Source organism: Ferrovum sp. PN-J185 (genome assembly GCF_001581925.1).
Taxonomy (GTDB): Bacteria; Pseudomonadota; Gammaproteobacteria; order Burkholderiales; family Ferrovaceae; genus PN-J185.
This window is the reverse complement of sequence record NZ_LQZA01000002.1, coordinates 26,952-47,066: the sequence shown is the minus strand read 5'-3', so window position 1 is coordinate 47,066 and position 20,115 is coordinate 26,952. Positions and strand designations below refer to the sequence as shown.

Annotated in this window: 18 protein-coding genes and 1 pseudogene; 15 read left to right on the top strand and 4 right to left on the bottom strand. The window is 34.3% G+C overall.

Features of this window, described 5'->3' with window-relative positions:
- Positions 1-5: 5 nt before the first annotated feature.
- The 8 genes from FV185_RS04905 (at position 6) to FV185_RS04870 (ending at position 14,573) form a co-directional block, all read left to right on the top strand.
- Positions 6-1,328, top strand: a complete 1,323-nt coding sequence (locus FV185_RS04905; RefSeq protein WP_067494391.1) for an ABC transporter ATP-binding protein — start codon at positions 6-8, stop codon at positions 1,326-1,328.
- 28 nt (positions 1,329-1,356) lie between these two features.
- A complete protein-coding gene (locus tag FV185_RS04900; protein WP_067494388.1) occupies positions 1,357-2,112 on the top strand; it encodes a class I SAM-dependent methyltransferase in 756 nt (251 codons plus the stop codon).
- Positions 2,113-2,998: 886 nt separating this feature from the next.
- Positions 2,999-6,937: an asparagine synthase (glutamine-hydrolyzing) gene (gene asnB, locus FV185_RS04895; RefSeq protein ID WP_067494385.1), complete on the top strand. Its 3,939-nt coding sequence runs from the start codon at positions 2,999-3,001 to the stop codon at positions 6,935-6,937.
- Between the two features lie 54 nt (positions 6,938-6,991).
- Complete coding sequence (locus FV185_RS04890; protein WP_067494382.1) at positions 6,992-8,173, top strand: hypothetical protein; 1,182 nt, start codon at positions 6,992-6,994, stop codon at positions 8,171-8,173.
- A gap of 26 nt (positions 8,174-8,199) precedes the next feature.
- Positions 8,200-11,154, top strand: coding sequence for a glycosyltransferase (locus FV185_RS04885; protein ID WP_067494380.1), 2,955 nt, complete (start codon positions 8,200-8,202; stop codon positions 11,152-11,154).
- A gap of 267 nt (positions 11,155-11,421) precedes the next feature.
- The gene (locus FV185_RS04880; RefSeq protein ID WP_067494377.1) at positions 11,422-12,783 is read left to right on the top strand and encodes a glycosyltransferase; all 1,362 of its coding nucleotides are present in this window, start codon (positions 11,422-11,424) and stop codon (positions 12,781-12,783) included.
- Positions 12,784-12,798: 15 nt separating this feature from the next.
- Entirely contained in the window at positions 12,799-13,734 is a 936-nt protein-coding gene (locus FV185_RS04875; protein WP_082787038.1) for a glycosyltransferase family 2 protein, read from the top strand.
- 101 nt (positions 13,735-13,835) lie between these two features.
- The gene (locus tag FV185_RS04870) at positions 13,836-14,573 is read left to right on the top strand and encodes a glycosyltransferase (RefSeq protein WP_082787037.1); all 738 of its coding nucleotides are present in this window, start codon (positions 13,836-13,838) and stop codon (positions 14,571-14,573) included.
- A gap of 1 nt (position 14,574) precedes the next feature.
- Here FV185_RS04870 and FV185_RS04865 read toward each other — a convergent pair whose 3' ends face one another.
- Positions 14,575-15,462 (bottom strand): tyrosine-type recombinase/integrase, encoded by an 888-nt coding sequence (locus tag FV185_RS04865; protein WP_197457780.1) that lies wholly within the window; start codon positions 15,460-15,462, stop codon positions 14,575-14,577.
- A 92-nt stretch (positions 15,463-15,554) separates the two neighbouring features.
- Here FV185_RS04865 and FV185_RS04860 point away from each other — a divergent pair, with 92 nt between their 5' ends.
- The 5 genes from FV185_RS04860 (at position 15,555) to FV185_RS04840 (ending at position 18,393) form a co-directional block, all read left to right on the top strand.
- Positions 15,555-15,764 carry a hypothetical protein gene (locus tag FV185_RS04860; protein ID WP_197457779.1) on the top strand — a complete coding sequence of 70 codons (210 nt, stop codon included), beginning with the start codon at positions 15,555-15,557 and terminating at the stop codon, positions 15,762-15,764.
- Between the two features lie 215 nt (positions 15,765-15,979).
- Entirely contained in the window at positions 15,980-16,915 is a 936-nt protein-coding gene (locus FV185_RS04855) for a hypothetical protein (RefSeq protein WP_067494362.1), read from the top strand.
- Positions 16,916-17,239: 324 nt separating this feature from the next.
- Complete coding sequence (locus FV185_RS04850) at positions 17,240-17,581, top strand: toxin-antitoxin system TumE family protein (RefSeq protein ID WP_197457778.1); 342 nt, start codon at positions 17,240-17,242, stop codon at positions 17,579-17,581.
- Positions 17,578-17,952 carry an HVO_A0114 family putative DNA-binding protein gene (locus FV185_RS04845; RefSeq protein WP_067494359.1) on the top strand — a complete coding sequence of 125 codons (375 nt, stop codon included), beginning with the start codon at positions 17,578-17,580 and terminating at the stop codon, positions 17,950-17,952. The genes FV185_RS04850 and FV185_RS04845 overlap by 4 nt, the downstream gene beginning before the upstream one ends.
- A 63-nt stretch (positions 17,953-18,015) precedes the next feature.
- Positions 18,016-18,393, top strand: coding sequence for a hypothetical protein (locus tag FV185_RS04840; protein ID WP_067494357.1), 378 nt, complete (start codon positions 18,016-18,018; stop codon positions 18,391-18,393).
- 91 nt (positions 18,394-18,484) lie between these two features.
- Here the strand turns inward: FV185_RS04840 and FV185_RS09790 are convergent, their stop codons facing one another.
- From FV185_RS09790 to vapB, 3 genes are all read right to left on the bottom strand, one after another.
- The gene (locus FV185_RS09790; protein ID WP_269446644.1) at positions 18,485-18,616 is read right to left on the bottom strand and encodes a hypothetical protein; all 132 of its coding nucleotides are present in this window, start codon (positions 18,614-18,616) and stop codon (positions 18,485-18,487) included.
- A gap of 102 nt (positions 18,617-18,718) precedes the next feature.
- On the bottom strand, positions 18,719-19,120 hold the full coding sequence (gene vapC / locus FV185_RS04835; protein ID WP_067494354.1) for a type II toxin-antitoxin system tRNA(fMet)-specific endonuclease VapC: 402 nt from the start codon (positions 19,118-19,120) through the stop codon (positions 18,719-18,721).
- Complete coding sequence (vapB, locus tag FV185_RS04830; RefSeq protein WP_067494351.1) at positions 19,120-19,359, bottom strand: type II toxin-antitoxin system VapB family antitoxin; 240 nt, start codon at positions 19,357-19,359, stop codon at positions 19,120-19,122. Before vapB ends, vapC begins: the two co-directional genes overlap by 1 nt.
- 155 nt (positions 19,360-19,514) lie before the next feature.
- Between vapB and FV185_RS09875 the strand changes: the two are divergent.
- Both FV185_RS09875 and FV185_RS04825 read left to right on the top strand, forming a co-directional pair.
- Positions 19,515-19,787: pseudogene (locus FV185_RS09875) on the top strand (type II toxin-antitoxin system RelE/ParE family toxin).
- 8 nt (positions 19,788-19,795) lie between these two features.
- Positions 19,796-20,095, top strand: a complete 300-nt coding sequence (locus FV185_RS04825; RefSeq protein ID WP_067494348.1) for a HigA family addiction module antitoxin — start codon at positions 19,796-19,798, stop codon at positions 20,093-20,095.
- Positions 20,096-20,115: the final 20 nt, after the last annotated feature.

Below are 20,115 nucleotides of genomic sequence, written 5' to 3'. Positions count from 1 at the left end.
TAAGCGTGTCTAATCAATCTGTTATTCGTTTAGAGAATATAAGTAAATGTTATCGAATCTATACCAATCCAAAGGATAGATTTAAACAAGCTTTAAGAGAGCGTTTTAATTACTTATTTGGTAAGCAGGAGCATCCGCCACTTTACCAAGAGCATTGGGCCTTAAAAAATATTAGCTTTGAAGTTTTTCCGGGAGAGGTTGTAGGTATTCTTGGGCGAAACGGTGCTGGTAAAAGTACCTTGCTACAAATTATCGCAGGAACTGTAAATCCAACTGAAGGTAATGTTTGGGTTTCTGGGAGAATTACTGCGCTTCTTGAGTTGGGAAGTGGTTTTAATTCTGAGTTTACTGGAAAAGAAAATGTTTTTCATAATGCTCAAGTTTTGGGACTTTCACGACTAGAAATAGAAAAAAAATATGAAGATATAATTAGTTTTGCTGATATCGGAGACTTTATAGATCAACCCGTCAAAACATACAGTTCAGGTATGATGATGAGATTAGCGTTTTCTGTTCAAACCGTTTTAGATCCTCAAGTGTTGATTGTTGATGAGGCATTAGCTGTTGGAGACGCCCGATTCCAAGATAAATGTTATAGGAAACTTAGAAAGTTACGTGAAGATGGAGTTAGTATTTTACTTGTTACGCACGATGTAAGTTCTGTTACAACTTTTTGTGATCGTGCTATGCTTATTGAATCAGGGCGCATGTTAAACATTGGTAGTCCAGATACTGTTGTCCGCCAGTACGTAAACATTTTATATTCTGATGATCAACAATCACAAATAGGGAACATTACTGCTGAGAAAGATAGCAAATTAACACAAAAAAATAGCAGAGACGATAATAAAAATAATCTTTTAAATCTCGATTCAAAAAGAGATTTGAATCGTTTTGGTAATAAAAAAGTTGAAGTAGTAGAAGTAGGCATTACAAATTTAAATGGTGAAATTGAGACTCTGCTTACTTCTGGAAATAAATATATATTCAAACAGAAACTAATAGTTAATGAGAGGGTAGGCTATTTATCAACTGGGTTTACTGTAAAAACTCTAAAGAATCTAGATATATTCGGTTTTACAAATAAAACTAGTGGACAAAACTTGTACTTTAATCTTGAACCTGGGCAGGAGATTGAGGTGTCTATGACGGTTGATCTCTGGCTTGCTGCAGGTGAATATATACTGCACCTAGGCAATGCAGATGAGGATGGCGTACAGTATGACTGTGTTCAATCTGCACTAATATTTAGAGTTGTGGGTACACCTAGTTTATTTACTACATCTATTGTTAATTTAAATCCCAGCATAACTTTGGATATTAATTAACTTTTTAGCTAATCTCAGTTTACTAATAATGGCTTTCGATATCACTTTTTTAAGAAAAATTCGTAAGTTTGAATATCTTCTTGTGCGTAAATTTATTGCACCTAATTCAAGAATCTTGGAGATCGGGGCAGGTACAGGAGACCAAGCTTTAATGTTCTTCAATGATGGGTTTAAGGTAAGTGCTATAGATGTTGGTGGGTCAGTATACAAGGCAGATCGTGTATTTGACGTCTTAGATTACGATGGGATTTCTATACCATTTCCTACCGCTTACTTTGATGTAGTCTATTCATCGAATGTACTTGAACATTGCACTAATCTACCTAGCTTACATAAGGAAATTAAAAGGGTACTTAAGCCTGGGGGTGTTGTGATACATGTTTTGCCATCAGGCCAATGGCGGTTTTGGACGTTAATTTCCGGCTATGTCATAGCCGTGACTGAATCGGTAAAGTTATTTTCAAGATTGTTTCAAGAGTTTTTTCATCCCGGGTCGTTAAACCGGAATTCTGTGAAGGAGACATGGCGGTTTTTAGTGAAAGACTATTGGCTACCTATCCGGCACGGTGAAATTGGAAATGCATATTCAGAGATATGGTACTTCAGTAGTCTTCACTGGATATGTCATTTTAAGTCAATGGGGTTTTCAATTAAGCTAAATCAACCTATGGGTATTTTTTACACTGGAAATATGCTTTTTGGAAATAATTTAAGTTTAAACTGTCGAGTATGGCTGTCCAGAATTGTTGGTAGCGCATGTCGAGTGTATATATTAATTGTATAAAATCTGTATTGATAATTAAACTTAAAGCATAAAATTCTGTATTTAATTTATTTTTAAGTTTATATTATCAAGGGAAGTTACTAATTATTAGCTGGTAACTTTTTAATTAGTATCTTGTTAAATTAAATTCTATTTTAGTATTCCATTTTAAGTAGCTTACCTAATATGTTTTTCCGCATTTAGGATATTAAAATTAAATCTAATAATATTAAAAATAGAATCCCAACGTCCTTAAGTCAATTGGCGACTGGTAAAAAAACGTTATCAGTAATAATAGTCCTGTTTTTTTGACTTTTATAAGTTTTTTAATTAACGCATTATTTCTTAATCTTACAACTTTAAAAAACATTGTACTTAATACGGAATTAGCTATTCACGATACCAGCTATCTTCATGTTATACCAGTCGTACTTCCATACATTCCATTTTACGAAGCTATAGACGAAAAGATGTACGGCTCTGTTCATAATCTATCTATTAGTGAGAATGGAGTAATGCTGGGTTCAGCAGATACTTCACACAGGAAATTCGTGAAAAGGGTATGAGGCGTTTTTCCTACTTGGATGTTATAGTACTAGATTATCTAAAACAAAATGAAATTTCAGCAGTATTTTACTATGTTCCATTACATAAATCCCTAGCTGGCTTGAGTTATGGACGTACATATAGGACTTAACATAATTAATCAACAAGTTAAAAAATTAATTAGACTGCCACCCTGGATTGGATTATAGGTAAAACAGAAGGAGCGGATTGTTGATAATTTGCATAAAGCAATTTACCAGTATTTTTAAAATATTAGTCTTGTTTATCAATTAAGCTAATTCACTGATTTTTCTCTTTTTAAAACAACCATAATTTTTTAAAATGTTTTTGGGGTAAAAAAATGTGCGGTATTGCAGGTATTTATTCCGGTTCACCAAGAATAGAAAATATTAAACGTTACTCTATTATTGTAAGAAAAATGACAGATCGCATGGTGCATCGTGGACCTGATGCATCTGGTATATATTCTGATAACATAGGATGTTGTACCTTAGGTCACCGGAGACTCTCTATTATTGATACTTCTGATGCTGGTCGACAACCAATGCATTGGAATAAAGGTGAGTGGACCATTTCATTCAACGGTGAAATTTATAACTTCCAAGAATTAAAAAGTGAATTGCAGGCTAAGGGGATTGTATTTCAAGGGCGCACAGACACAGAGGTTTTGCTTGCAGGTCTTGTTGTATGGGGAGAGCATATTTTAGAACGTCTGGATGGAATGTTTGCCTTTGCCGCATACCATCAACCAACTAAAAATTTAATATTGGCTCGAGATCCGTTTGGAGAAAAGCCTCTTTATTATCTAAAAACACAAGATGGTGTTTTTGCGTTTGCTTCCGAATTACAATGTCTAGAAATTATCCCTGGATTTTCTGCTGAAGTATGCCCAGACGCTATGAGCGAGCTTTTAATGTTTCAATATATTGGAGCCCCTCGAACTATTTATCGTAATGTCCACAAGCTTTCTCCAGGGCATTATATGAAGATAAATGGAAACAATGTAACTATAAAGCGCTATTTTAAATTCGAGCCCGGAGTTCATGATCAATTTAGTGCCTCTAGAGAATATCTGGTCGACCAGTTGGAAGACATTCTTGTCAGGAGTCTTAAGCGTCGTCTAATTTCTGATGTTCCACTGGGCGCTTTCCTATCAGGCGGAGTAGACTCTTCGACTGTATGTGCTTTAGTGCGCCATAAGCTAAATATACCACTACAAACATTTTCGATCGGATTCGCTGGTGATACGGAGAGTGAACATTTAATAGCACGACAGCTTGCTAAGCATTTAGGGACCGAGCATAGAGATCAAATCGTCACTCCATCTTCGATGGAGTTTCTTGTTGAGGCGGGAAGTTTTCTGGATGAGCCAAATGCTGATAGCTCTTGTATGCCAACTTATTTACTTTCAGGATTTGCCCGTAAGCATGTAACAGTTGCGCTTTCAGGCGACGGTGGTGATGAACTTTTTGGAGGGTATAGCCGATATTTCCAAACCCTTAAAAATCATGAAGAACAAAGGAATGGTGATATTGGATGGAGCGCAGGTAAAAGCTACTATTATTCAAATCGTATTTTGGTATTTAGTCCTGAACAATTAGCGCAGTTATTTGGGTTTATTCCAACTGCAAGTGCAGAACATGTTAAACGGCTAATTTCAGAGGTAGACATTAATCGCTGGGGGCTACTCAACAGATTGAGAGCAACTGATGTTGAGAATTATCTGCCAGGAGCTGTATTGCCCAAGGTAGACCGGATGAGTATGCAACATTCACTCGAGGTTCGTACACCATTTCTTAATGTTGAACTTGCACGATTTGCTGAACGACTACCTATCGAATATTTGGGCAATAGTGGACGTGGTAAATTATTATTAAGAGAAGTTGCATATCGATATTTGCCACGTGAGATTATCGACCTCCCAAAGAAGGGATTTGGCTTACCATTAAATTCTGACTGGGGGAAACTACAGTTAGTTTCTGCTTTACGTGAGAGCCTTGGTGATGACACTCTACTTGGTAATTGGCTTGGTTCGAAGCGTGTTAAGCATTTTGTTGATACACAGTCATCTGAAAATGGTTTCTCAATTTACCAGACTTGGTCAGTTGTTATGTTATCAAATTGGTTAAGAAACCGCCCTGCAGTTCTCCCAGACTCGCAGTCTTTTTCAGTTATTCCCAAGAGTGGCGTTTCTAAATTCTTTTCAGCTAACCAAGGTATACGACAAAGGTTGGTGTTTTTTGTAGCACCGTCTGTAATTGTTGTTACGCACCCTATGATTAAAAATTATGATGATACCGAAGAATTAAATGGATTGAGTATTCCTGATCTAGCAAGGTTGTATTTTATTCTTAAATCTATTTCGATAGATCTAAATATAGAAGAATTAAAAAAATGGTCCAATGCGTCTTGGGTTGACGCAGAAGTTGATATTGATCAAGCTCTAGCATTGGCTCAAGTGGATATATCAGCCTGTTGCGTAATTTCACTTGATTTCAATAATTATTGGGTGACTATTAATGCAATTCAAAAATTGAGATTAAATAATTTGCGAGAACTAATTATTCCGGCTAGATTTATGAAAGAAGAAAACTGGATTAAATATGAATTTAATCGGTTTAATATTTTTGAGAGAATTATTAATTTAATACGTCTATTTCCATACGCGTTAGCCGTATGGATTCAAAATCCCATTACGTCTGAACAAGAAACTGAATGTAAGTTCAAGCACCTTAGTCAACTTACTATAGAGACAGACACTGAAAATGTTTTTAACTATGTTTTTTTAAATAGTTTTAGTCAATATTTACCTTTTATATCTTCACATAAAGAAATTAGTAAAAATGATGTCGGACGTTACTCGATTTGGAATCAGGGTGTTTACTATTCACAGCAAAGAATTAAGAGAGCATGGTATTTAAAACCTTTTTTCTTTTTTAACTTAGTTGCGCCTATAAATAATAATACAAAAAGATTTCTTTCTGTAACTAGTCAATTACTTAAAAGAAAAATAGAGACAAATCTTGAGGGTTCAATCAAAAGTTTAGTTCAATTAACAAATCAAAATAAACCGGAAAACAAAAACCAAGAATCTTTTGTGGTCTATACACAAAATTTATCTGCTGGTGGCGCGGAGAGACAGTGGTGCAACTTAGCCATTGGTTTAAAAGAGTTAGGTAAGAATGTATACATGGTTGTAGACAACCTTGATGGAGCTAACGGCCACTATTTGTATCTAGTTAGGGCTGCTAACATTAACATTTTACAGTTAACTCAAGAGTCAAAATTTATAAAAAGTTGTCTTAATCCAGATTTATTTAGTTTATTTTTTCATCCTAAGGTCAAAAGTAGTTTCTTTCTTGCCGTTTTGTTGAAGCGTTTAAATCCATATGCTTTGATCACACAATTGGATGCTACCAACATAAATGGAGCTATAGCCGCCTTATTATCTGATATTCCTAAAATAGTAATGTCATTTAGAAATTATAATCCAACGCATTTTGATTATCTAAAAGAGCCGCATTTTCTCTATGCATATCAAAATTTAGTGAAGTCCCACAGAGTTACTCTAACAGGCAACTCTAAGGCGGGAAATTTTGACTACGCCAAATGGATTGGAATAGAGCCCAATCAAATTAGTCTTCTTCACAACTCCTACCTTCCAGATGTTGTAAATTCATTAAATACTTATGAAATTTTAGATGTGAAGCGTTCGTTTGGTATTTCCTCTGAAACAAAAGTCATTCTTGGTGCCTTTAGATTAACCCAAGAAAAGAATCCACTTTTATTCATAGATGTATGTGCTGATGTTTTAGAAGCCGTTCCTAATGTGACAGTTTTGCTATGTGGTGAAGGTTTAATGTACGAGGAATTACAAAAAAGAGTACGCGAGCGAAACATACAAGATCGCTTTCATTTTTTAGGAAGAGTATCCCAGATTTGGAGAATTATCAGTATTTCCGATGTTTTATTACTTACTTCAAATTTTGAAGGAACTCCAAATATTGTACGTGAAGCTTTAATGTTAAATTGCCCTGTTGTTTCAACAATATGTGGAGGAATACCTGATATGATCGAAGAAGGTATAACAGGATACTTGGTTCCTACTGGGGATCGTAAGGGTATAGTAGCGAGATTGAAAAAACTATTAGAGAGTGATGAGATAAGAAAAAATATGATTAAATCAATAAAGTCTAGGCCATTGATGAAATTTGGCCCCAAAGAAATGGCTGCTAATCTTATAAAAATAATAGAGGAAAAAGATTCTCGGATTTTATAAAAAAATCCTAGTCATTATTATTTTTGTTTTTTTAGTAAGTAAGGAGAAAGTTAATTGAGTTTAAGTAGAATATTTGATATCTCAAGTTTCATTCATGAACAAGGGTATTGTTGGATCGCTGATTTACCTGTTGAAGTTCCATTGGGCGAGCTAGAAGGAAGTTCAAAAAAGTCAACGCTTAGATTGTTTGAGAACGGTGTTGAGATGGGCCCATCATCAGCATTACATTCACAAATTCGTGAAATAGGGCTTGGTGCCTACTCGCATTGGGGTAAGGACTTGTACTTTTCTAGCTCTAACAATACCAACCCTAGTAAAAAAAAATATCAAATAACAATTGAGGATCCTTGTCTATTTTTAGAGGTAGACTCAGCTATCGCAAGCGAAAATAATATAGATACACCGATAAATTATTTACAATCCTCATACGATCCTAGCAGAATAGATAGCGATGCTAAATATGCTATTAGGATTGCTGACACTTATGTGACAGCTTTGCCTGAGGGAAGAAAGTCGCTTTATGGTAAATCTGTTCTTGAGCTAGGCCCTGGAAATTCTTTTGCTACCGTGTTAATTCTGAAAGCGTTAGGTGCTAAATCTATTGGTGTTGCAGATAGATTTCTAGCTAAATTTGATAGTTTATACCATCCAGTGCTATATAAAAAAATAGCTGAGCTGTTAAAAGTAAAATACGCTGATGCAGATTTAGAAATTTTTTATCAGGTTTCTGATGTAGGGCATGCTACAAATATAGTTGATTCATATGAAGTACCTTTAGAAAAGTTAAGAGAAGTAATAAAAAATGTTGATTTAACTTTGTCTAATGCAGTATTGGAGCATCTATATGATCCTTTTGCAGGAGCTATTTCACTTTATGACATCATGGCTCCATATGGGATTGGCCTTCACCAAGTTGACTTTCGTGATCATAGAGATTTTTCTAGGCCTTTAGAGTATTTGATGCTTGGAGATCAAGAATTTAAAAATTTATTTTATAAATGTAATGGTGAGTGTGGTGGAAAAACACGTCCGTTTCAAATGTCTAGAATGTTTTCTCTAGCAGGATTTGAAAAGGTGGATTTCTATCCAAATATGTTTGTAGATCCTACTTATCTGGATGATTTTTTCAATCGACTTAAAAGACTTCCATGGAATTTGTATGGTTATTTTGATAAGACTTTGTTAATGCCAATAAGTGGGCAGTTTAGATTACGAAAAAGATTTTTGGATAAATAATTACTTCCCACAAATAATTGGCTAAAATGAAATTATATAAATATTCAGTTGATATTTTTTCCAGACTTTTACATATCAGACGTCCGTATAATCGCCAAGATATAAAGGTAGGCAATCCGTTTCCTATTTACTCTAATAGTATATTGATACAAAAAATAGATGTAAGACCTTTTTCTATTAATAGGTTAGCTTTTCTAATAGCCACTTACCAGAGAGTTAATAACTGTAAACTTAGTTTCTCTTTGTTCTCTAATGTTAATCAACTTTTATTTAATGAGGTGGTATCAGCTGAATTATTAGTCGATAACAGTTTTTATTTTTTAAATCTCCCTGACGATTTTAATTACAAAGGTGAGTTATATATTGTCATTTCATCACCTGATGCAACCAGCAGTAATTGTGTTGCTTTATGGACGGAAATGGATGTTGGTGGAAGTGCGTTATACGAGTGTCAGAATATTAGAAAGGATATAATTGATTTAAAATTTTTATTAAATCGAAGTTTGAAGTATCCTAGCTTGATTCTTAAAATGAGTATTAGTCAACAGAAATTTTCTAATACTTTACGAAGCTATCTTCGTGATTTTTGGAGACCCTCACTAAATCCAATAGTAACTATCCATCTAGCATTAGTTGGATTCGATCAATCTCAAATAAAGTTATTGTTGCAGTTAAAAAATTCTTATGATTTAAAAGTTTCATCTCTGAAATTTGATGAATTAGAATCATTTTTTGAATGCCAAGCAATATTAATACCTGTAGAAACAGATCTAATCTTGGCTAGATCTTTGGGGAAAATAGCTAGAAGAAGAAAAATTCCCTTGATTTTGGTCGATACTAGAAATAACTCGATGAATAGAAAAATAAGTGATGATTGGCTATCTTTTGCCGATGGTTTTTTAGGCTTAGAAATATTTTATTCGTCAAGATTACCTAGTGGGTTACTTACTAACGGATTACATACGGCAGTTGAAGAAATATTTAATAAATACCAAATAAGGCGATCACCGAAAGTATCAATTATTACAATTCTGAGTGGTAAATCTGATCAACTTAGATATGTAATTAAGTCGTATTTCAATCAAACTTACGAAGGTGATATAGAGGTTATATATATTGATGATTGTTTTGGTAATACTGAATCGATTATACATGAGGAGTTCTCTAGATATGCGATAGATGGCCAGATGCCAAAATTGACTTATCGCATTATTAAAAACGAACGCAATCTTGGAAATTGTGCGTCTCGTAACCGTGGTATTGCTTCTTCAACTGGGGATATTATTGTAATCATTGATGCGGACTGTATTATTAATAGCCAATTCATAGCGGCGCATGTTGATGCTCATTCATATCTTGATTGCGAAGTGGTTATCGGTCCGTGTAATATCGAAACGAACGGTGTTCCACCTCTTCAAAAACTTGCTGAAATAGAAAGTAAAGCAGGTGTCGCATTAGCTGAGTCTGACTTACAGGATAAAATTTATTTAGATAGTTTTTTGAATTGTATAACTCGTAATTTCTCAATAAAAAAAAAATCTATTGTTGAGGATTTATTTGATCTTGATTTTTCTTACTCATTATCTTCAGATTCTGGTTTCGGTTGGGAGGATGTTGAGATGGGATATCGTCTATACAAGAGGGGATTAGGAATTAAGTTTACAGAAGATGCATTTTCTATCCATATCTCACATACCTCCTCAGTACCTGAGATAGAGAAACCCAAGAGATCTATTCGAAATTTTCGTAAACTCTTTTTAAAGCACCCAGAGCTAAGAGATATTGCGCGACGTTGGGCAACAAAAACTTTGAATGCATTAAATGATTGGTCTTATAAAGTAGATCCATTACATGATGAGAACACAGATTTGTTATGGTTAAAAAATTTATTTTTTGGTACTCATAGAATTACAGACCAAATAAATATTCAGCACAAAAAATTAAGAGTACTAACATACCGTTGGCATGTACCTCATCAATATGAGCTTTATAAAAGTGGTCATGATTTTTTTCTTGTTAAAGGTCTTGGGACTCCATTGTGTGAGAATTGGCAATATGAACATCGACCATTACCAACTAATGCTCATTTCATAAACATAGAAGATGTAAACGAGTTGAATTTTGATTTAGCCTTGTTACATTTCGACGAAAATGTACTTAATCATGAAAACACAAATGGTAAAATAGGACCGGAATGGGGAGCAACATTTCGTCATTTTGTCGAGAAAGTAAATCTACCTAAGGTTGCAGTTTGTCATGGCACCCCACAGTTTCATGGGCAATACACGCCTAATTATGATAAACCAGATCTCATGGCTGTTATTGAACCTGCAAGATTGCGACTTGTTGAATATGTGAAAAATATTGAGATTATATGTAATTCTTATCAGGCACAGCGTGAATGGGGGTTTTTCAAATCTAGAGTTATATGGCACGGCTTTGACCCAGCAGAGTTTTTGCCATCGACATACACTAAAGGTATTCTTTCTCCTCAAGGGCCATTAGTTAATTCTCGTCCACACTATAGAGGTTTCTATATTTATCAACAAGTTTTTTCAACTGACTTTCCAAAAGAGTTCTCTCCTGAAACTTTAAATGTACCGGACCCCGATATTGAATATATCGATAATATTTTTGCTGTAGCAAAATATAAAAACTATATAGATCAAATTCGGCAATATAGTGTATATTTTAACCCTACTCTTCGTTCCCCTATGCCTCGAGCTCGATGTGAACCAATGATGTGTGGCATTGTTACAGTTAATACAAATAACCATGATGTCGATTTATTTATTAAAAATGGTATCAATGGTTTTTATTCAAATGAACCCGATGAATTACGGGAGCAACTAGTTTATTTAATGAGAAATCCAGTGGTTATTCGGAAAATGGGTGAGCAGTCGCGGAAAACAGCAATTGATATATTTAATCATGATCGATATCTTGCAGAATGGTCAATGGTATTTAAGTCATTTGCGTAATATTTATATTTGAAACACCAATATGAAAATAAACCCTAGGTCAATACTGATTAATTTTAAAGATGTTTTTTAAAATAGTAAAATTAGTTCTAATTAAATAAAAAATATATTTACTATAGAGCAACATTAGTAATTAACTTCATAGTTAATTATATTTTTAAAAAAATATGAGATGAGTTTTTATTACTAAGCTGTTAAGTAAGTAAAGTCAAAATTTTCTGCTTGAGACCAATGCGGGTTTAACTTAGTTTGTTACAAGAAAATCTTATGAAAAATTCAAGAGTTTTAATAATTTCAAATGAAACTTTAACTAAACGAATGTCTGGAACTGCAATAAGATCACTTGAATTAGCTAAACTTGCAGCCAATTGGGGGAGCGTAATAATTTCTGTACCAAAGATAGACCCATGTTATGAAATGGATTTTTATCTTGTAGAAGAAGGAACGGAAGATTTCTTTAACGAAATTGAGTTAGCAGATTATATATTCATACAAGGATTTGGATTAGAAAGATGTCCTCAGTTGTTAAGTACTAATGCAATAATTATTGCAGATATGTACTGTCCAGTTTTGCTTGAGTATATTCAATCATTCAATTTACAAAATGTTAAAAACAGATTGGAAGTAACGAATTCAATAATTAATTCTCAAACTTATTTATTAAAATTTGCAGACTATTATATTTGTGCGTCAGAGAGGCAAAGAGATTTTTGGATTGGCTGGTTGGCAGCAACAAATAACATAATGCCAAAGAAAAATATAAACAATGAAACAATAAAAATTAATGATTTAATTAAAATCTTACCCTTTGGTTCACCTGAGAGAAACCCGGTAGAAAAATTCAATGGGTCATTAAGGAAAAAATTTCAATTAAAAGATAATGATTTTATAATGATTTGGGGGGGAGGGATTTATGATTGGTTTGATCCTCAAACAATTATTTTGGCGGTACAAAGACTTTATGAGCAAAACATTAAAATACATTTAATTTTTTTGGGTGTAAAGCATCCAAATTCTGAAATTAGTCAACATCAAATAGTTAGCGACTGTATTAATTTGGCAAAAAAATTAAATATTTTAAATAAATTAGTTTATTTTAATTTCGATTGGGTTGAATATGAAAAACGTGATTTGTATCTAAGGGATGCAAATATTGCAGTGAGTGCTCATCATGAATCAGTTGAGACTCGTTACGCATTCAGAACACGGATACTTGATTATATTTGGTGTGAAATTCCAATTATAAGTACTAAAGGTGATTATTTTTCTTCAATAATACAAGACAAAGGATATGGATTTACTACAAATTATAATGATGTAAACGACTGGGTGTCTAAAATCTCAATTTTATATAATGAACAAAAAATATATAATGAATGCGTTGTTAATCTTAAATTAACTTCCTCAAATTTTAAATGGTCGAAATCTTCAAAGGTTATGTTTGAGTTATTATCTAGCCCTAAGGTTGATAAGAAGCTTTCTCTAAATGATAAATACTTTAGATCAAAGAAAATTATTAATATATTTTTTTTGGTTAAGAAATCTATTAGTTTTTATAATAGTTATGGTATGAAAAAATTTGTTTCTAAAGTTTTTTCTAGTATTGTTAGAAAATCTCATAGTAATTAGTATTTTTCGCAGGTAATTAAGAGGAACATTATAAAAATCCTAACAATAACCGTTACTTTTCATCCTGACTGTAACAACTTAACTAGACAATTACAAAATTTGCAAAAAGTTAGTAAAGAATTTTCTTTGACTTCAATTATTGTGGATAATGGATCAGATGAAAACGAAATAATTAATATCAAAAAAATTGTTAATACATTTAGTAGACTTGATATTGTTTTTTTAAAAGAAAATATTGGTCTTTCAGCAGCACAAAATGTGGGAATTAAGTACGCAAAAAATAATAATTTTTCCCATATCTTATTAATGGATCAAGATAGTTTGCCTGCAGAAAACATGGTTAAACAACTTGTAAAGTCTTGGAATAAACTATCTAAAAAAAATTTATATTTAGCTGCAGTTGGACCGAACTATAAAGATTTAGCTTTAGATAATCCTGTAGACTTTGTAAGATTAAAAGGCTTTGGGATTTATAGAGTACCTTATATAGATGGTATTAATGAGGTACGTGTTGATTATTTAATTGCTTCAGGTAGTTTAATTTCGTTATCAGCAATAGAGTGTGTTGGCGACATGCGTTCTGATTTATTTATTGATTATATTGATATTGAATGGGGTCTTAGAGCCAAAAGGTTAGGTTGGTTAATTTATGGAATATTTGACGCTAAAATGAGTCATTCGTTAGGCGATAAGGTAATTAGTATTTTCGGCAGACGTATTCCTCTTCACGACCCAATTAGAAACTATTTTGCAGTTAGAAACTCTTTAGTACTTTTAAAAGATAAAAGCTTACCTATAACATGGCGGTATCCGAATATTTTAAAATTACCTGTTCGTCTAATGCTTTACATAATCTTTGGGGATCGAAAAGTTTATAGATTAAAAATGATATTATACGGAATAGTAGATGCTTTCCGGTTTAAAATGGGAAAGCCAGCTTGGCTTAAGTAAGTATTTAATACTTTTAGCTAATTAACTTTAATAAAAATCTATAATGAATAATTGAACTTATAATTTCATATAAAAAAATTTATACCTATACAAATTAAATAATGAAAGTTTGTGTCTCAGTTGTTTCTCATAATCATGGAGAAATGGCCTTTAACTTAGTAAAATATCTTGTCAGTCTTCCTTCAATTGATAAAGTAATTCTGACTATCAATATTAATGAAAGTATTCCTTTATTTTATTCGGCAAAATTAAGACTGGTCGTAAATAATAAGCCTAAAGGTTTCGGTGCGAATCATAATTCTGCTTTTAATATTTCAAGATCAGATTTTTTTTGTGTTATAAATCCTGATGTAATTATAAGTAGTGATATTTTTATAAAACTTTTAGAAAAATTTCATGATCCTTCAATTGGATTAGTAGGACCATTAGTGTTTAATAGCCAAGGTATAGAAGAAGATAGTTTACGATGTTTTTTGACTCCATTTGGAATTGTAAAACGTATTTTTAAAGCTAACTCGGTAATGTATAAAATTAATAACAATGATAATGATGTTACACCGGATTGGATATCTGGATTGTTTATGCTTTTCCCTTCAAGAGTTTTTCAACACGTTGGCGGCTTTGATGAAGATTATTATATGTATTGTGAAGATGCAGACATTTGCACAAGACTTTGGAAAAAAGGCTATAAAGTTTTAGGTTGTCCATCTGTTAGCATAATCCATAATGCACAAAGAGCAAGTCATAAAAATTTAAGACACTTCTACTGGCACCTAAAGAGTTTGCTGCTGTATTTCTTAAAACATAGTTTTAGATTACCTAAAAAACAAATTACTTAAATTAATTCTGTATATATTTCATTACGGTATCTATTTTCGTCCATCTTCCTTTATTCATTAAGTTTGGGAAACTTAAATTGTTCTTGGCTAGTTCCTTCGCAGCACCCACCCTAAAAGAATGCCCGCTAATATTTCTGACTTTACCTTCATCCAATTTTACTTGCTGAGCAATTCTCTTAAAAATTCTATTAATTTGCCCTACCGATAGTTTTTCTCTTAATTTAGCATTCTTTTTTATTCCTCTAAATAAGTAGCCTTCATTAATTTTTGCTTTTCCAATCCAATTCTTAATATTTGTAATCGTCTCTCTGTTAAGATTAATAATGCTTCCCTGTTTCTCCTGATCTATCTTACTTTTTCTGAGTAATACTGATCCAGTCCCATCTTTATTTATTTTTAAATCCTCAATTCGTAGATCACATAACTCACTTCTTCTGCACAGTGTGTCGAAGGCAGTAACTAATAACGCTTTGTTTCTCAATTCATAAAGTGAATTGTCTTGCTGTTTAATCATTAAAGTTAATTCTTTTTTATTTATTCCATAGGCTTGTTTAGAAGTGCGACCAAGTTTTCTGTGCATACGCCGCATCTCAATATTTACGTCTGGATCTTTAGTAGGGTCAGGATATCGATTAAGTCTATGAATGCCTGAGAGTCCTGCAACGGCTCTTCTAATACTGGCAGAGCATAAATTATCATTAGTGAGTTTAATAATGAATTGAGCAACTGAGTTACTAGATGCTGGTAGAGCATTTTCATGTTGAGCGTCGCAAAACTCAATAAATTTTAAAAAATCAGCTCTGTAAGCTCTAATGGTTGCGTAAGCATATGCGCCTTCTATCTTATTAATTGTTTGGAATAGAGTATATTTTACAGTATCATTGTTCATATCTTTAAATCCCATAAATAATACAATTTGTATTATTATATATACTTTTAGAATTGATAACAAGTGATCAAATAAGGGCGGCACGAGCGCTTTTGAGGTGGTCGTCAAATGATTTAGCAACTAAATCAGGTATTGGTGTGGCTACTATAAAACGCTTTGAGCTAATGCAAGGTGTTCCTGTTGGAAACATCAAGTCTCTATCAAATATACAAAATGCCTTTGAGAGTGCTGGTATCGAGTTTATTGGTACACCAGAAGATCGCCCCGGAGTACGCTTATCTATCAACTATAAGATTAAGTAACATCTTATTTTTGTTCAGTTTTTCTTAAAATTCATTAATTATTTAAAATTCAGCTTCGTGGAGATCCTTGATTTATATAGGTGTTTGACATCTTTTTTACACTACTGTACAAGTAAACAGGTGTGGATAACTTTTTATCCGTAAGTCTCAGATAGTAGGTAAATACCCGGCCTGATCTTAGACTGTTTGATTTACGGGGCAATTAGGAGCTAAAAATGTCAATTCCCGTTACTAAAAGATCAGGTGGCCCAAGAACAGAGGCAGGTAAATTAAAAGCATCCAGAAATAGTAGTAAAACTGGTATTTACAGTTCCTCAGTAATTATTCAAGGGGAGAGTGTTCAGGATTATCAGGATTTTGAGGATCAAATCATGAATGTTTACAATCCTCAGGACACTCTCTCAGAAATCATTATTAAAGATATTGTCAACATTCTCTGGAAGAAGCAACGAATTCAAAATTTCGAGACAGGTTACTTAAACCAGCTAATAAATAGACCTATTACTGATGAAGAGTTTAGAATAAATATTGAGAAATATCACAAATATTGGAATGTAAGTGTCATTAATAATTTGGATTCTTATTTAAAGTTCTCTAAAGAGGAATATACAAAAAGTCTAAATTACGCTAATCAACTACTAATTAAAAGAAAGTTAATCCCAGCAGATATTGAGACCTTAGAAGAACAGTTTCCAGCGCTATATTATTTCGTAATAAAGAAGAATAAAAATTTTCAGAGTATTGGAAACACGCCAGAAGAGTTAATTGCAAGACAAATTCATGACGGTTATTTCGGAGTTATAAATTGTCTTCTTCAGTGGTTAGAATCTTTTAGGCAGCATGTCGAAGAGGCCTTTATCGCCATAGATTATCAAGAGATGCTGCGCGATTCCAAACGACAAATCCAAAACCTTCGCATTATTGCCATCATGGAAGACAGTCACTTGAAACGAGCAAGCCTTACTCTAGAGACAGCTTTCTCTAAAAAACTTGCAGAACTTCGTGCTCATCAACAGTGGATTGATCGTAGAATTCATCAAACCATCAATATGGAAGAAGTGGATGAGGAATTAGGTTCCTCAAACGTTAATCAAGAGCAGATGGTCATTAATCAATCTCAAACAGGTAATGAAGGAAGAGTGGTGAATTAAATTGACTCATTTTCACAAAACGGACTCATTCTCATTTAAAGGTAAAAATTCAGATAACTGAAGAGAATGAGTCACAAGATCAGTGTGTAAAAAGTCACTCAAAAAATCTAGCAAGTTGACCATCACTTTTTTGAATAATGGTGAATTAATCCTATTTAATCGGTATTTTTGAGCGACTTATTTGGGGTAGGGTGAGTATTATTTGAGAGATATTTGGATTTATTTATATCATTATGATATAGGTTTTGTGCATGCTAATACCACGTAGCACCCTTCGAAAATTCAGGTATGCAATTTCAGGGCATATCTGATATACTATTCGTAATGACTAAAAAATCCAAACCCAAGATCGAATCCCAGTTGGAGAGGGAGACATTTAAGTTAAAGGCAAATAAGGGCGGCGGAATTTTAAGCTTCGAAGTTTGGGGGTATGTTCAAGACGGTAAGACGATAGTAACAAGGTACAACCTGGCTTATATCAATCCACTGATTTGTCAGAAAGATAACGGGCGGGTGTTGGGGTTTGATAATGCACATGATTATCACCACAAGCACTATATGGGCAAAGTAGCCCCTGTTGAATTTGAAAGTTATGAGCAAACTCTAGAACAGTTTCAAGAAGAGTGGCAGCACATCGTTAAAGGATTAAAAAAGGTGAAAAAATGACTAAAGTAATTATTCGCACTGATAAGGTTGAGGGCTTTTTCGATCGCGCGCGCAAAGCTGCGCAAAAAGCAGATCGTGGTGAATCATTTAAGAAGTCAGCAACTTTCTCATTTGAAGATCCTCAAGAGATGTTCATGGTCCTCTCAGAAGCGCGTAGGCGCCTGATGTTAGAGGTGATGGATGAGCCTAAAACGATTACCCAACTAACGGTCAAGTTGCATCGTGAACGCTCTGCCATTACTAAGGACATTGGACTCTTGGAGAAATTGGGATTACTTGTTTCGCAAAAGAGGTCTAATCCTGGCCATGGAGTTGAGAAACTGGTAAGAACAGTTGCGCCAAAAATAGAGATGATTGCGACTTTAGGCTAATTTCTTCTGAAATGGCTTAGTAATTTGCACTCATGTTTTTATTGATAACTTGGAAAGAAAATTATGGATTGGTTGCAAGTTATAGAGGGTCTAAAGTTAGCGTTAGATTTAACTGATTTAGGAATTAATGTGAGAGATTACTTCCTTACAAATCAAGTGGAATTTGAGAGTCCTGAGGTGCAGGAAGTCATTCTACATCTTCCTTTTAATGCATCTCCCGATGAGATCATCAGTGCACTAACACCTATATACGAGCAAAAATTTCATTTGCATTTTAAGGCTGGCGATAACAACGGAGGTGACTTGTATATTCATAATGCTCAGGTTGAAGCTGGTCCAGGACATGGCATTCGCGTAAGTGGGGGTGATGGCGGTCCATTAGGAAGAGGTGGGAATACAGTTATATCCAACTCTACCTTTACTGGTGGTAAGAAAGAATAGTTAAGAAACTTATTTAGGCCCGCTGTGCGGCATTATCAGTCTTACTATCATAAGACCTGTATTTTATGGGTATTCAGCCTGATAATGCCATTTAACGCATAAGCTCTCTATTTTTTTCTTGAGGTCTTTTTCTTGATCCCTCCATTGACTCAAGCATAATCAATACTCCAGGATTTGCATAGGTAACGTCGCTATTGGCAACATTAGTCAATGCTTCATTCACTCTTGATCAAAGTTCAATATCTGCCTTGTGATAAGCCGTCTATTTTTTTAAAAGTTCATAAAACAAATACTGAGCTTGTTCCATTTTCATAATTATCTTCAACTATGATACCCAATTCTCCAACGCTAAATTGGGAACCCTCTTAAACTCTCTCAAGTTATTGGTAACTAGAATCAAGCCCTGGCTAATAGCATGGGCTGCAATATGAATATCATTCTCACCAATGATTTTGCCTTTTTTTTCTAGGGCTGCTTTAATTTGACCATAGTGTTGCGATGCCTTGGCGTCATAGGGGAGCACGTCAAGATGACTAATAAACTCTTCGATCGCCTCTAAATTTTTGTCCACATTTTGACTTTTTTCTGAGCCATAAATCAACTCAGATAAAGTAATGCTAGAAATTGCCATGCGACTGACATTTGTATTAAAAATATCTAACATTTCCTTGGGTCTGCGTTTTAGAACATAAATGACAATATTGGTATCGAGCAAAAACTTGAGCATTACAGGCTTTCTCTCTCAACTGATTTTTGTACTCCGCGCTCATTCATAAAGTCATCCGTTACCGCTGGGCCACTTAAGAAAAAGTTATCCCAGGTGTTTTCAATCGGCGTAATGATGCGTTCACGACCTCGAATGCGTACGATTACCCTTTTCACCTCATCAGGTAAACGCGCCTCAGCAGGGAGCCTGACTGCCTGGCTTCGGTTATTGGTAAACACCGTTGTAATCGCTATTGTCATCTCTTACTCCTGTGTATATAGCACAAGTATATAGCATCTCGCTTCATATAGGCAAACACTGACCAACCTTCCCATAGAGCACCTGATACTGATTCTTGGTAACTTAGTCACGCTTAACGTTATTTACATAAAGCGTTACTATCTCTCATACGGTTATTAGTTTTACATGCGCCGAAACCCAAGCGCATTTTGAAGAGAAATGCGTCGCTCGGTCTGCCAATATACACAACGTCACCACGCGTAAACTAGCACAATTAAACGCTGCAGCAAACGAGCATTTTCTGCGTTTGCCACCGGGTAGTCGATTGGAAACACTACACTGTGATCGCGCTGGGTAGTACAGCATCAGGATCAATAATCAGTGGCGCATCTGCTCAACAGGGTCACCGGGTCCTGTACGAGAGGTTGAAATTGTGGATTACCATTAAGGAGAGAGATGACAACCATTAAATGGCCACACCCAGGTGAGGTACTTCTTGAAGACTTTTTAAAGCCAATGGCGATTAGCCAGTACCGCCTAGCCCACGAGATCGGCGTTGTGCCACGCCGCATTAATGAAATCGTCAAGGGCCAAAGAGCAATCACTGCCGATACGGCTCTGCGCTTGGGTATATTTTTCGGAACGGGCGCAGAAAGCTGGATGAACCTCCAGTCGGACTATGAATTGCGCCAAGCAAAGTTGAAAATAACCAAGATCCTGTCAAGTATTCGCACATTTGATCAGATCATAGCTTAAGCGAAGTGGGTAGCGAAAAT